General features: G+C 60.5%; 15 protein-coding genes. 7 read left to right on the top strand and 8 right to left on the bottom strand.

The features are described from left to right. Nucleotides 1-5 precede the first annotated feature (5 nt). Nucleotides 6-425, top strand: coding sequence for a hypothetical protein (locus RXV86_RS01485; protein ID WP_316297025.1), 420 nt, complete (start codon nucleotides 6-8; stop codon nucleotides 423-425). A 41-nt stretch (nucleotides 426-466) separates the two neighbouring features. On the opposite strand, the gene RXV86_RS01480 is transcribed toward RXV86_RS01485, so the two are convergent. From RXV86_RS01480 to ftsY, 5 genes are all read right to left on the bottom strand, one after another. After that, complete coding sequence (locus RXV86_RS01480; protein WP_316297024.1) at nucleotides 467-1105, bottom strand: hypothetical protein; 639 nt, start codon at nucleotides 1103-1105, stop codon at nucleotides 467-469. Between the two features lie 78 nt (nucleotides 1106-1183). Then, nucleotides 1184-1759: an inner membrane-spanning protein YciB gene (locus tag RXV86_RS01475; protein ID WP_316298407.1), complete on the bottom strand. Its 576-nt coding sequence runs from the start codon at nucleotides 1757-1759 to the stop codon at nucleotides 1184-1186. A gap of 37 nt (nucleotides 1760-1796) precedes the next feature. Next, a complete protein-coding gene (locus tag RXV86_RS01470) occupies nucleotides 1797-2699 on the bottom strand; it encodes a DMT family transporter (protein ID WP_316297023.1) in 903 nt (300 codons plus the stop codon). Next, nucleotides 2696-3541: a hypothetical protein gene (locus RXV86_RS01465; RefSeq protein ID WP_316297022.1), complete on the bottom strand. Its 846-nt coding sequence runs from the start codon at nucleotides 3539-3541 to the stop codon at nucleotides 2696-2698. Before RXV86_RS01465 ends, RXV86_RS01470 begins: the two co-directional genes overlap by 4 nt. 20 nt (nucleotides 3542-3561) lie before the next feature. Then, on the bottom strand, nucleotides 3562-5097 hold the full coding sequence (ftsY, locus tag RXV86_RS01460) for a signal recognition particle-docking protein FtsY (protein WP_316297021.1): 1536 nt from the start codon (nucleotides 5095-5097) through the stop codon (nucleotides 3562-3564). Between the two features lie 97 nt (nucleotides 5098-5194). On the opposite strand from ftsY, the gene RXV86_RS01455 reads away from it, so the two are divergent. Next, nucleotides 5195-5398 carry a hypothetical protein gene (locus RXV86_RS01455; RefSeq protein ID WP_316297020.1) on the top strand — a complete coding sequence of 68 codons (204 nt, stop codon included), beginning with the start codon at nucleotides 5195-5197 and terminating at the stop codon, nucleotides 5396-5398. 98 nt (nucleotides 5399-5496) lie between these two features. On the opposite strand, the gene RXV86_RS01450 is transcribed toward RXV86_RS01455, so the two are convergent. Continuing rightward, complete coding sequence (locus tag RXV86_RS01450) at nucleotides 5497-6273, bottom strand: lysoplasmalogenase (RefSeq protein ID WP_316297019.1); 777 nt, start codon at nucleotides 6271-6273, stop codon at nucleotides 5497-5499. 107 nt (nucleotides 6274-6380) lie between these two features. Here RXV86_RS01450 and RXV86_RS01445 point away from each other — a divergent pair, with 107 nt between their 5' ends. Continuing rightward, nucleotides 6381-6620 (top strand): hypothetical protein, encoded by a 240-nt coding sequence (locus RXV86_RS01445; RefSeq protein WP_316297018.1) that lies wholly within the window; start codon nucleotides 6381-6383, stop codon nucleotides 6618-6620. A gap of 4 nt (nucleotides 6621-6624) precedes the next feature. Here the strand turns inward: RXV86_RS01445 and RXV86_RS01440 are convergent, their stop codons facing one another. Then, nucleotides 6625-8310 carry an NAD(P)H-dependent oxidoreductase subunit E gene (locus tag RXV86_RS01440; protein WP_316297017.1) on the bottom strand — a complete coding sequence of 562 codons (1686 nt, stop codon included), beginning with the start codon at nucleotides 8308-8310 and terminating at the stop codon, nucleotides 6625-6627. A 171-nt stretch (nucleotides 8311-8481) separates the two neighbouring features. On the opposite strand from RXV86_RS01440, the gene RXV86_RS01435 reads away from it, so the two are divergent. From RXV86_RS01435 to RXV86_RS01425, 3 genes are all read left to right on the top strand, one after another. Then, nucleotides 8482-9522, top strand: coding sequence for an alkane 1-monooxygenase (locus RXV86_RS01435; RefSeq protein ID WP_316297016.1), 1041 nt, complete (start codon nucleotides 8482-8484; stop codon nucleotides 9520-9522). Nucleotides 9523-9531: 9 nt separating this feature from the next. Beyond that, nucleotides 9532-9948, top strand: a complete 417-nt coding sequence (locus RXV86_RS01430; RefSeq protein WP_316297015.1) for a hypothetical protein — start codon at nucleotides 9532-9534, stop codon at nucleotides 9946-9948. 76 nt (nucleotides 9949-10024) lie between these two features. Further along, entirely contained in the window at nucleotides 10025-10423 is a 399-nt protein-coding gene (locus tag RXV86_RS01425) for a hypothetical protein (protein ID WP_316297014.1), read from the top strand. 9 nt (nucleotides 10424-10432) lie between these two features. Here the strand turns inward: RXV86_RS01425 and xseA are convergent, their stop codons facing one another. Beyond that, a complete protein-coding gene (gene xseA / locus RXV86_RS01420) occupies nucleotides 10433-11986 on the bottom strand; it encodes an exodeoxyribonuclease VII large subunit (protein ID WP_316297013.1) in 1554 nt (517 codons plus the stop codon). A gap of 186 nt (nucleotides 11987-12172) precedes the next feature. Here xseA and purD point away from each other — a divergent pair, with 186 nt between their 5' ends. Further along, on the top strand, nucleotides 12173-13435 hold the full coding sequence (purD, locus tag RXV86_RS01415; RefSeq protein WP_316297012.1) for a phosphoribosylamine--glycine ligase: 1263 nt from the start codon (nucleotides 12173-12175) through the stop codon (nucleotides 13433-13435). Nucleotides 13436-13456: the final 21 nt, after the last annotated feature.

Below are 13456 nucleotides of genomic sequence, written 5' to 3'. Positions count from 1 at the left end.
ACGGGGTGAGTCACGGCACAGGTGGTGAATACCGCCACGAGCGCAACACCAAGGCGCAAAAGGCACAGCAGGGTGTGCGGGGCAAGATGCATGGTCAAAAGCGTCACGGGCTGGATTACACGCCGCTCTACAGGTTCCTGCAATCACGGGTTGGCGAAGACTGGGACGGGGTGCATGCCGAGGCAGTGGCGCGGCTCGACCGGCAAGACCCGATCTGGCACTTGGTCGCGCGTCGCAAAGAAGACCGGAAGCCTCTTGTCCGGGTCGGGGAATCAACCTACTTCAGCGGGCTTTTTGTGGATGGCGACAACCGGTTGCAACGGGTAGATCCGACACTGAACATCGAGGATCTGGAGCCCACCTGCGGGTGCTGCACCCACACATTCAACGGGCAGCCCTATGTTCGGAAATTCAGCGAATCCTGAGCGGGCAGTCATTCTTCACGCCCTTTTGTGCGCGCTTCACCTCAGGTTTCTTCCAACTCGTCCAGTTCTTCCAGCGGCAGGGTCAGGATCAACCCGATCTCATAGAGCACGTGGATGATCAGGGGCAGCATCGCCAGGATCGACACCCGCGTGGTCAGGTCGAAATGGGCCAGAACCAGCGCCTCGTTCACCGCCAAAACCGAGACCGCGGCAAAGACATTGAGCCGCAGCATGTGGGTACGCGGCACCTCGGGGATTGGCGATTGCCGCGACGAAGGTACGAACAGATCGCGAATGCGCGGATGGCCAAGCGCCCCCCATAGCATGGCCAACCCGAAGACAAGGCAAGACATCGACAGCATGCGCTGGGTAATCACCGGATCCATCATCCAGATTTGCACAGCCGCCGCCACAATCGTTGCCGCCACGCCAAGATAGAGCACGTGCAGGCGCGATCCGACGCGGCGCAGCTCTTCTGCGGCGGCCGGGATATTGCGCCAGACCACCACGAACTGGGCAATCACCGCCGCCCAGACAAAGGAAGCGGATTCATCGAGTTGCAGATTGCGCATGGATACAAAGCCCAGAAGAAAGATCAGCAGAGGCCAGATCCTTGCGGGTTGTACCGGCGGAACCGAGGTCAGCAGCACCCAGGCGAGTCGAACATAGTAAGCAAACATGCCGAAAATGTGACTAAAAACTGTGGCATCAAACGGGCAAAATCACGGTGCTCCGATGGTATCTGATGCGCCTCGGCGTCAATCTTCCGAAGCTTGTCCGTATTGCTCGAAAAGCTTACCCTGCGTCATGAAGAAACCGAAGATCGCTGCGGTCAGACCGAAGGTCTTGAAATTGACCCAGGCCGCCTCGGACATCAGCCGCCAGACCGCCTCGTTCGCCACCGCCAGACCAAAGAAAAACAGCATCAACCGGCGGGTCAGGATCATCCAGCCTTCTTGTTCCAGCGGCATCATCCCGTCCATCACGTGCTGTAAATAGCTTTGACCGCGCAGGAGCCCCAGCCCAAGCGCACCGCCGAACAGCACATAAAGGATCGTCGGCTTCATCTTGATGAATTTCGGATCATTGAGCCAAACGCTGAGCCCCCCGAAGACGACGACAAGGATCACGGTCAACACCTGCATCTTGCTGAGATGGCCGGTCAGCTTCCACAGGATCGCGGTGGACAACAGCATGAGCGGGATGAACCCCGCCGTTACCATGATGAAACCGGGGTATTCGGTACCCGCGATGGTATAGACCTCATCCTTGATCATCAGGTAGGCGGCGAAAAAGGCCAGCACCGGGCCCAGTTCCAGGGCCATTTTCAGCATCGGGTTGATGGTTTTCGGCTCATCCAAGGGGTTTCTCCTATCCACCCATCTCAACTATCACTGCGCCCGCCGCAATCAAGGCCATAAGCGCAATTTGCGCCCGCCCGACCCGTTCGCGCAACATCAACCAGCCGATCAGTGCCGCAAAGACGGTAGAGGTTTCGCGCAGCACGGCCGCCTCGCCCACCTTGTCAAGGCGGGTAGCAAGCATGATTGACCCGAACGAGGCGATGGCGATCACAGCGCCAATCGCGCCCATGCGCAACAGCGGGATCAGCGGCGGCGGCGTAATCATTGAGCGATAGCGCAGCCCGGCGATCACCGGAAAGACCAGGCCGTCGATCATGAAAAACCACGCGAGAAAGGTAAACGGATCGGCAGTGGCGCGGATGCCGTAAGCATCCCAAGTGGTGTATCCGGCGACGAACAGCCCGGTCATCACGGCCAGGGCCAAAGCCATGGGCATGGTGTCGCGCCCGACACTGAGTGTGCGCAGGTTGAAAGCAGCCAGCCCATAGATTCCGGCCAAAAGCGTGAAAACGCCCAGCCACTGGATCCAGGTGAAAACCTCACCGAACAGGAGCCACGCGCCAATGACCGTGAAAAGCGGACCGGTACCGCGCACCACCGGGTAAACCACGGTATAGGCCCCGCGGGTATAGGCCATTGCCATCAACAGCTTGTAGATGGTGTGGATCACCCAGGCGGCGAGGAAGATCACCCACATATGCGGCTCTGGGAAAGGCACGACAAAGAAGGCGAAAGGTGCGGCCATGAGAGCGTAGGCTCCGTCAATCGCCCCGCGACTGAGCCACGGATCGAACCGGCCTTTCTGCATCGCCCCGAACAGCGCGTGAAGAAAGGCCGCCATCAGCGCCAGCATCATCGCCGCGCGGTGGCCCGCCTCTGTGCCTTCGAGTAAGATGATGAGGTCGCTCATTCCTGAGTTTCTACGGCCGCAGGTATCCAGTCCGCTTCGACAGTGACGCCGGATAGCCAGACACCAAGCGATTTGGAGATCGGGTTTCCAGTCTTGAGCCAAAAGGTTCCGGCGCGCAATTGAAGAAGTCCAACACCCGCCTGCGAGCGCGCGCGAAGAATCAATCGACCACCGGATTGCACCCATTCCGAGGAGAAACGTTCCAACGCAGCCCGGCTTTTGCCGGATAGGCTGACGCCAGGAATGCCCGCGACAATCTCGAGGAAATCGGCCTCCGTGCGCTGCTCCTGCTGCACTGATGTCAGAAATGCTTTGGCAAGGCGTTGTTTGACATCCAGTTCCAGCGCGACCTCTACCGCCCTGAATGTTCCGATACTCGCCATGGCCGTCTGATGCGACGACAAGTCAACGCCATTGGCCCGGAATGACATCACCAACCGCCCAACATCGCCGAAATCAACCACGACATGTTCTCCGACTAGTTTTTTTTCGCCGGGGATTTGTCGGATCGAGAATTTGAAAAGGTTCTCAGACACGTCATCCAGACCCAATGCCCCGAGACCATAAACATGCGCGGTGTCAATGTCGTGAAATTCGGCTTCCAGGGCGATTGGCGCAAGCTTGCCGTTCAGAAAACGTTCAAGGCCTTCGGCCCGCCACAAGACGTCACCGTCATTCTCTTCAAGCCGGCACCATCCATCATCAGTAACCTCGACCAACAAACCATTTGCTGGAGGGGCCTCGTCAATCAACTCAGAGAATGCCACGAATCCCTCGCGACATTGGGTTTGTGTCATCACATTCTCTGCGGTTCCGACCCTAGGGAACAGCAACAGGGCCAAGACAAAGAAACCTGCCCTTATCACCGCTCCAGCCCGGTCAAAGCGGCGGCAAAGTCTTCGGGGTCGAACGGGGCGAGGTCGTCGATCTGTTCGCCCACGCCGATGGCATGGATCGGCAGGCCGAACTTGTCCGCCAGCGCCACCAGAACGCCGCCCTTGGCGGTGCCGTCGAGCTTGGTCATCACAAGGCCCGAGACGTCCGAGATGTCGCGGAAGACCTCAACCTGGGACAGGGCGTTCTGGCCGGTGGTGGCGTCGAGCACCAGAAGGGTGTTGTGCGGCGCGCTGTCGTCCAGCTTGCGGATCACGCGGACGATCTTGGCCAGCTCCTCCATCAGGTCCTTACGGTTCTGCAAGCGCCCTGCGGTGTCGATCATCAGAAGGTCGGCACCGTCGGCCTCGGCCTGTTTCAGCGCGTCATAGGCTAGGCTGGCCGGGTCGGTGCCCTCGGGCGCGGTCAGGACCGGCACACCGGCGCGATCGCCCCAGACCTGGAGCTGTTCAACAGCGGCGGCGCGGAACGTGTCGCCGGCGGCAATGACCACCTGCTTGCCAGCGGCCTTGAACTGGCTGGCGAGCTTGCCAATGGTCGTGGTCTTGCCTGACCCGTTGACGCCAACCACCAGAACCACCTGCGGTTTCTTGGGGAAAAGCGGCATCGGGCGGGCGACCTGTTCCATGACACGGGTGATCTCGGCGGCGAGCAGCTCCTTGATCTCTTGCGTCGAGAGTTTGGTGCCAAACCGTCCCTCGGCCATGTTGGCGGTGACGCGAAGCGCAGTGTCGACGCCCATGTCCGAGGCGATGAGCAGTTCCTCGAGCTGTTCAAGCATGTCGTCATCGAGCACCCGGCGGGTGACGGTTTTCTTTTCGCGGCGGAACAGGCGACCCAGGAAACCGGGTTTTCCGGCCGTCTCGGCCACGTCGACCGTGCCGCCGTCGGAGCCGGAATCGAGCGGGATTTCCACCGGAGTTTCATCCGGAAGCTCGACAGGTGCAGGCGCCGGGGCCGGATCGCCCGGAAGCGGCGCTTCGATCGGGCTCTCGATGGGCACCTCGACCGGCGCGGGCTCGGGCTCGGGGTCCTGGGTCGCGGGCACCTCATCGGGCGTGACCTCGGGCTCGGGAAGCTCCTCCGGTGCCGGAGCGGGCTCGGGCTCGGGCTCGGGATCTGGTGCGGGAACCGGGTGCGGCGCAGGGGCCGGTTCTTCTTCAGGCGCCGGGACGGGAACCGGGTCTGGTTCAGGTTCGGTCTCGGGGTCTTCGACCGCGGCCGGTTCTTCGGTTGGCTCTGGCTCTGGCTCAGGCTCTGGCTCAGGCTCGGGTTCTGGTGTTGGCACCGGTGCAGGCTCAGGCTCGGGCGTGGGCTTCGGTTCGGGGGCCGGTTCTGGCGACGGGGCAGGCTCTGGTTCCGATGTGGGTTCGGGCGCAGATTCGGGCACCTCGACCTCGATCTCTTCCTCGACGCCACCATCCTCGACAATCGCATCCAAACCCTCTTCGAGCTTGGAGGAGGATTTGAACAGCCGTTCCTTGAGCTTGCGGAAAAACGCCATGGGTGCCCCTTACTTTGGTCCCTCCCCACTTAATCCTCCTTTGACGCCATGAAAAGGCGGATTGATACCGGGTTGAGCCACGGGCAGAATTGGCACCATGAAACGGTGGTTGGGTGTTTTTCTGTTCCTGGTAGCCGCGGCGGCACGGGCCGAACCGCCGGATCGCGCCTGTTCGTCCGGTAAACGGGGGCTCGTGGAGTGCATCCGACCCACTCATTTCGTACGCGAAACCTGCCAGGCGATTGAGCATATCAGCACCTGGTATGGACCTGATACCGGGTTCTTTGCCCGGTTGATCTGACAGGAGAGCCGGGCAAACCCCGAAGGCGGTTACTGGATGGCCAGAATTGGCCGGTCAACCCGCGGCAGCGCGTGATCTCTGTGCCGCAAGTGGCGGGCTCAGGGCTGCATCTGCGCGGTATACAGGAATGGCGGCTGAGTTGCCTGAATCGATCCATCCTCGTATCGAGGACCCAGACCGACAAAGGCGATCAAAAGCAGAAGTTGCGCCCCCCAATAAGTAGGCCAGACCACAAAGGGGGCCAGTTTTCTGGCGTCGCTTGCCTTGGCAAAGACGAATTTCTCGTAGGCCAGTGTCAGGTCCGACAAAATGAAAAACAGCGCCCCCCACCAAGCAAGGCGCGCATAGAGGTAGAGATCGGCCTGTTGACCGGTCGGGTTCTGCACCGCCAGAACACACAAGCCCATCGCCAGAATAATTGGCACGTAGATGATCACAGCGCCACGCAAGGACCCAGCGCGCCGCCACAGCGTTCCGATCATGTAGACACCCAGGAAGGCCAGAACCGCGATATAGAGCCCGTTGTCGACAGTGAAGATTCGGTCTGCATCCGCCCGGGGATGCGTGAGAAACAGGGTAACGTAGGCGATATGCCCGCCGGCAAACGCCCCGACTCCGGCCATGAAGGGCACATCCCCATCGAGCGAGAGCAGGAAATCGCCGAGCATACACAGAAATAGCGCGGCAATCAGCATGACGGGCCCGCCCAACTTCCAGGCGGAAATGGTCAACAGCAGGACCGAGGTGGTTTTGACTGCGGATTTCATCGCGCTGGCGTCGCGGTAGCAGAAACCGCCCCAGTAGATCAGGGCGAATACCGCAGCGGCATAGATTTCGAGCCCGATGAACGGGACGGGTAGATTCGGTAGGACCATTGCGCTGCCTTGATATGTGCCGCGAAAGATATCAGCTCCCTACAAACCAAAACCTTGCCACGGCGTGGTCATTCGGTGAAGCTTTGCTGGAAGAAGGGGGCAAATTTATGACGAATGACGAAAAAAAAGCCACGTGGAAGGTTGTCGTGGCCTTCATCCTGGACCTGTTCACAAGCTTCTTTGTGTTCGGCTATCTGATCGCACTGATCACCGGAGACACCACCGAAGGTGGGTTTCAATTGAATGGGCTGCCCGCACTGATCCTGTTTGCCGCGGTGATCGCCTATATGGTGCTGATGCCGCGTTTTGGCGGGCGGCTGTGGCAGCGGGTTTTCGGCGTGCAGTAGGCGGTTACAGCTCGTCCTTGAAATGCCTCATGGTCAGGCGGATCGGGTTGGGTGCGGCCTGACCCAGGCCGCAGATTGAGGCGTCCGACATGGTCTGGCAAATCTCTTCCAAAAGTCCTTGATCCCAGGTCTTTTGCTGCATCAGCTTAACCGCCTTTTCGCAACCCACCCGGCAGGGCGTGCATTGGCCGCAGCTTTCATCCTCGAAGAATTTCAACATGTTCAGCGCCGCACCTCGTGCGCTGTCCTGATCTGAGAGGACCACGACGGCAGCCGACCCGATGAAGCTGCCATGCGGTTGCAGCGTGTCGAAATCGAGAGGGATGTTATCCATCGACGCGGGCAAAAGGCCGGACGACGGTCCACCCGGCTGGTAGGCCTTGAAGACGTGGCCATTGGCCATGCCACCGGCAGCATCAATGATATCCGTGATCGTAGACCCTGCGGGCAAGAGATAGACACCGGGTGATGCCACCCGGCCGGAAACGGAATAGCTGCGAAGCCCCTTGCGGCCGTTTTTCTCAACCGAATTGAGGATTTGTGGTCCATCCTTCATCACGCGCGCAACCCAGTAAAGGGTTTCGATATTGTGCACGAGCGTCGGGCGGCCAAAGACGCCGACCTCGGCCACAAACGGCGGACGGTGACGCGGTTCGCCGCGTTTGCCTTCGATCGATTCGATCATTGCGCTTTCTTCACCGCAGATATAGGCGCCGGCGCCGCGGCGCAGCTCGACATAGCCTTTTTCCACAATCCCTTCGTCTTCCAACGCCTTGATCTCGCGGGCGAGAATGGCACGAACCGCAGGGTATTCATCACGGATATACAAAAAAGCCTGCACAGCCTCGACCGCCCAAGCCGCGATCAGCATTCCCTCAAGGAAAACATGTGGTTCGCGTTCGAGGTAATAGCGGTCTTTGAAGGTGCCCGGTTCGCCCTCATCCCCATTCACCGCCAGATAACGCGGACCGGCATGGGCCCGGACAAAGCCCCATTTGCGCCCCGAAGGAAAGCCCGCGCCCCCAAGACCGCGCAGCCCGCTTTCTAGAACCTGTTCCTGCACCTGCTCCCAATCTCCGGCTTTGCGCAGGCGAGTGAGCGTCTCGTATCCTCCACAAGAGGAATAGGCTGCAAGATCCTGGCATTCCGGGACATGGGCATGGATATCCCCAGACTCGATCGCGGCTTTTACACGGCCCACTGTGGCGTGATCGATGTGATTGTGTACCAGTTCGAGCACCGGCGCGGTATCGCAGCGCCCCATGCAAGGCGCGCGAAGCACACGAACCTCGGCGGGGTCCAAGCCCTCTTCCAGAGCCGCGCGCAACTGCTCCGCTCCGGCCAATTCGCAGGACAGCGAATCGCAAACCCGAATGGTCAGCGCAGGTGGCGGGGTCTCGCCTTCCTTGACCACATCGAAATGCGCATAGAAGCTGGCAACCTCGTAGATCTCGGCCTGCCCCAGGCGCATTTCCTCGGCCAAGGCACGGATATGGGCGGCGCTGAGATGGCCGTAAGCGTCTTGAATCAGGTGTAGAAACTCGATCAGAAGGTCGCGCCGACGTTCGCGCTCGCCCAGAAGGGCACAGATATCAGCATGAGCCGTGTCATCCAATTGCCGTCCCTTGGGCGTACCACGCCCCTTGCCCCGGGCGGACTTCCAGACGCCCTTGTCCTGATCCAGTGCCATATCCGGCCCCTTTCGCGTTTCCTGACCCTTCCTAATCCTGTCGCACCTGTCCATGAAGCGTCAAAAACGACTTGGTGCGACTGTTTTGCGTTGGTGCTGCCACGGATTTTAACCCAAAATGCCCTCAAAAGCGCCCCGCCCCGTTTTACCGCCGGGACAAGGAGCCAATTCATGCAGATGACCCTTTTTGCCATTGCCACGATCCTGCCGGTCGCTCTGCTGTGCCTGGCCGTCTTGTCGGGCGGGCTCTGGCCGTTGGCGGCGCTGCTTTACATGACGCTTTTCACCGCAGGGCTGGACCGATTTGCGCCCCGGCTGTTGCCGGACCTGCCCAAGGGGGCGGAGTTTCCATCGGGCAAGGGGTTGTCGGTGCTGCTGGGGCTTGTGCATCTGGGGCTGTTGCTTGTGGCTGTGTCCGCGCCGATATGGATCGGGCCGGGAATGCTGGGCACCTTTCTAACGTTGGTGGCGATGGGGCAGTGGTTCGGGCAGGTGTCGCACCCGAATGCACACGAGTTGATCCACCGCCCGGAGCGCTATGCCCGGTATCTCGGGCGCACGATTTACAGCAGTTTGATGATCGGACATCACGCCTCGGCGCATCTGTTGGTGCATCACGTTCATGTCGGCACGAAAGGCGACCCGAACTCCGCCATGAAGGGCGTTGGATTCTATCGGTTTTTTACCACTGCATGGCGCGGATCGTTCCAGGCCGGGCTGCGGGCCGAAAATGCGTTGCGAGCACGAGCGCAAAGGCCGGTGCCAGCCTGGACACATCCCTATCTGGGCTACATCGCAATGGCCCTGGCCGGGTTGGCACTCAGCCTGTGGTTCATGGGGCCCACGGGGCTACTGACCTATCTGTTCATCTGCCTTTATGCCCAAGCGCAAATCCTGCTCGCCGACTACGTGCAACACTATGGGTTGCGCCGCGCCGCAAGAGAGAATGGCAAACCGGAACCTGTCAGTGATGCCCATAGCTGGAATTCTCCACATTGGTTTTCTTCGTCTCTGATGATCAACGCGCCGCGTCATTCCGATCACCACCTGTATCCGAACCGTCCCTATCCCGGGCTTCGGCTTCGTGCGGAGATGCCGATCCTGCCGCATTCCCTGCCGGTGATGGCGGCAATCGCGCTGATCCCGCCATTGTGGCGCCGCGTGATGGCGCGCGAATTGAAACGGTTGAATGATGCGGGAATGACGGGATAAATCTCTGACATGACACGTCTTGCTCTTGCCCTTTACCTAACCCTGACCGGCCTTCCGGCACAGAGCCAGGAGGCGATGACTGGGGAAAGCTTTGACAACCGGACCAAAGGCAAGGTCACGGTTTTCGAACGGTTCGACGGGCTGCGGATGGGGCTGGAAGAATACCACGACGACCGGACCGTGCGGATACGTGTCGAAGGTGAGAGCTGTCGCGAGGGGCGGTGGTTCGAAGCCGAGGGCCAGATTTGTTATACGTACGATGGCTGGGCGGAACGCGGCGGGATACAGTTTCACTGCTGGTTCATCAGCGACGGACCGGGCGGGATGATCGCGCGGCCAGTGGGTGAGTGGAATCCGCAGATGTATTACCGGATCACCATCACCAACGCGCCGTTGAAATGCCTCGCGCCCAATCTAGGGGTCTGAAGCGAAAACCGGCCGGTTCGGACACAGGTTGCGGTCGGGCTTGCGGGGGCGGCAATCCTGTGGCTAACCTGAGCTCATGTTGCGGGTATTCCTTCTGATCCTGGGGCTGATCCCGGTTGGCGCAATAGCGCAGGAGCGATTGAGCGCGGATGCGTTTGACCGCCTGACCCAAGGCAAAACCTATTACTACAGCTCGGGCGGACGGCCCTATGGCGCCGAGGAGTACCTTGAAAACCGCCGTGTGCGTTGGTCCTTCCTGGACGGGCAATGCATGGACGGGCGCTGGTGGGAGGATGGCGATCAGATCTGCTTCGTCTACGAGGATCACCCCGACGATCCGCATTGCTGGTCGTTTCGGCACGGGCCCGGTGGACTGGAAGCACAGTTCGAGAATGACCCTACCGGACGACAGCTTTACGAGGTCGAAACCAGCAACGAGCCGCTGCACTGTCTGGGGCCGAAGATCGGCGCGTAATCTGTTGATCTAAAAGAGAGACCCCTGTTCGGGCGGTTCGTCTTGCCTGGCGGAGCGCCTTGCCTTCGTTGCGGAGGCACCCAGTTTCAGTCGGCCATCGGCGAACTCGATCTCTTGCGGGGCCGATTTTTGGGCCGCCTTTTTACTGGTGAGAACGCCATCTGCGCCATGCACCACCGCGTAGCCACGTTTCAGGGTCTCGAGATAGCCAAGGGTTTCACGTAACCGGTCGAGGGCTTCGAGCTTCTGGCGACGTTCATGCGCCTGGTGCCGGGCCGCATCCGAGAAACGCCGCGCAAGCGCCTGCAAACGCTCGGATTTACGACCGATGTCCTGTCGGATCGGCCCAGGTGTCAGTCGGTCGTTGCGATGCTTTAGCGCGTCGCGTTTGCGATCCACGGCCTGGGTGAGGCATGCAGCGAGGCGCGGCCCTGATTGCTCAAGCCGCCGCTTGTTCTCGCCCAGTTGCCGGGTCAGCAGCGAGGGGCGCAGCGAACCGGAGGTTTCCGACAATTTGACCCGGCGCTGTTGCACACCTGCGGTGAGCGCGGCAGGCAGGCGTTCACCGGCACGGTCCAGCCGCTGGCGTGGGCCGTCCAGCAACATGTCGATGCGCGGCAAAGCACGCCCAAGATCGCGCAGACGCTGGCCACGCGTGGAAATCCCCTGCCCCAGGGCCTGCGCCATGCGGGCGCCCTGCCCTTCGACCCATGTCAGCAGTTCCAGCCGCACCGGCACCGCCAGTTCTGCCGCTGCTGTGGGCGTGGGTGCGCGCTTGTCGGAAACATAATCAATCAACGTGGTGTCGGTTTCGTGGCCGACGGCCGAGATCAACGGAATATCCGAGGCGGCCACCGCGCGCGCGACAATCTCCTCGTTGAATCCCCAGAGGTCCTCGATACTGCCACCTCCACGGGCGACGATAAGGAGGTCAGGACGGGGCATTGCCCCACCCGGCGTCAGGTTGTTGAAACCCTCAATGGCGCGTGCCACTTCGCCAGCGCATTTCTCACCTTGAACAGCGACCGGCCAGATCAGCACCTTGCGCGGGAAACGGTCGCGCAACCGATGCAGTATATCGCGGATCACTGCTCCAGAAGGCGAGGTTACAACACCAATGATTTCAGGCAGGTACGGAAGCATCTTCTTACGCTCAGCGGCAAAGAGGCCCTCTGCTGACAACTGCTGCTTACGTTTCTCCAGCATCGCCATCAGCGCGCCGACCCCGGCGGGTTTAATATCTTCGATTACGATCTGGTAGCGCGACTGACCGCCAAAGGTGGTCATGCGGCCTGTGGCGACCACCTCCATGCCTTCCTCGGGCTGGACCGCCAGACGGGTAGCAACGCCTTTCCAGATCACCCCGTTGATCACCGATTTATCGTCCTTGAGATCAAGGTAAACGTGGCCGGAACGGGGGCGGGACACGCGCCCCACCTCGCCCCGGATACGCACATGGCCGAACTCGCCCTCGATCACGCGCTTGATCGCGTTCGAGATCTCGGTGACGGAAAACTCTGGCTCGTTCTGGCCGGGGATGGGATCGTCGATCAGGTCGGACATCTGGCTCGCTTGTCTCTTTGGTTCGCGCAGCTTAGAGCAGAATTCGAACAGATTGTATCCAAATTCGCTGCCTCTTGGTCCGCATCTGCGGACCGCGAACGCGAATTCGGATAACCTCTATTCTATTCAGTTCAAATTCGCTTTAGAACGCGGGCGAGCGAAGGCCAAGCATCAGGAGCATCCCCCATGAACATTCTCATCTTAGGCAGCGGCGGCCGCGAACATTCCCTGGCCTGGGCGGTGATGCAGAACCCCAAATGTGACAAGCTGATCGTGGCGCCGGGCAATGCCGGCATGGAAGAGATTGCCGAATGCGCTGAGATCGACATCAATGATGGCGGCGTGGTGGTGAGCTTCGCCGAAGAGAATGCGGTGGATTTCGTCATCGTCGGCCCCGAGGCTCCGCTGGCGGAGGGCGTGGCGGATCGACTGCGTGAAGCCGGGATTTCGGTGTTCGGTCCGTCTGAAGCGGCGGCGCGGCTGGAGGCCTCGAAAAGCTTCACCAAGGAGATTTGCGACGCGGCTCAAGCCCCAACGGCGGCATATGGCCATTTCACCGATTTGGCGAGTGCCCGGGCTTACGTTGAAGATCAAGGCGCGCCGATCGTGATCAAGGCCGACGGGTTGGCTGCGGGTAAGGGCGTGATCGTGGCGATGGATTTGCAGACCGCCCTGGATGCGCTGGATGACATGTTCGGCGGGGCCTTTGGTGGGGCCGGCGCCGAGGTGGTGATCGAGGAATTCATGGAGGGCGAAGAAGCGTCCTTTTTCGTGTTGTGCGACGGAGAAGAGGCGCTTCCCATCGGCACCGCGCAAGACCACAAGCGGGTGGGTGAAGGTGATACAGGTCTAAATACCGGCGGCATGGGGGCTTACTCACCGGCGCCGGTTCTGACCGATGAGATTGCCCGGCGCACCATGGATGAGATCGTTCACCCGACACTAAAGGAAATGGCGAAACGCGGCACGCCGTATCAAGGGGTGCTTTACGTCGGACTGATGATCAAGGACGGTGCACCGCGGCTGGTGGAATACAACGTCCGCTTTGGCGATCCGGAATGTCAGGTGTTGATGATGCGTCTGGGCGCACAGGCGCTGGACCTAATGCAGGCGGCAGCCGAGGGTCGGCTGGCTGAAGCCTCGGTCAACTGGGGGGACGACCATGCCATGACCGTTGTTATGGCGGCCGAAGGCTATCCTGGTGGGTACGAAAAAGGCAGCGTGATCAAGGGACTGGACAACTGCCCCGAAGACTCGATGAACATGGTGTTTCATGCTGGAACTACCCGGAAGGATGGCAAGACCGTTGCCACTGGCGGGCGGGTGCTGAACGTGACTGCACGTGGCGCTTCGCTGCAGGAGGCGCGCGACCGGGTCTATGCGATAGTTGAGCAGATCGACTGGCCCGAGGGGTTCTGTCGGCGCGACATCGGCTGGCGGGCGCTTTGAGTTTCGAGCAACGCTTAGGAA

The sequence above is a fragment of the Aliisedimentitalea sp. MJ-SS2 genome (assembly GCF_032586155.1).
Taxonomy (GTDB): Bacteria; Pseudomonadota; Alphaproteobacteria; order Rhodobacterales; family Rhodobacteraceae; genus JAWHTC01.
This window is presented reverse-complemented; position numbering and strand designations above follow the sequence as displayed.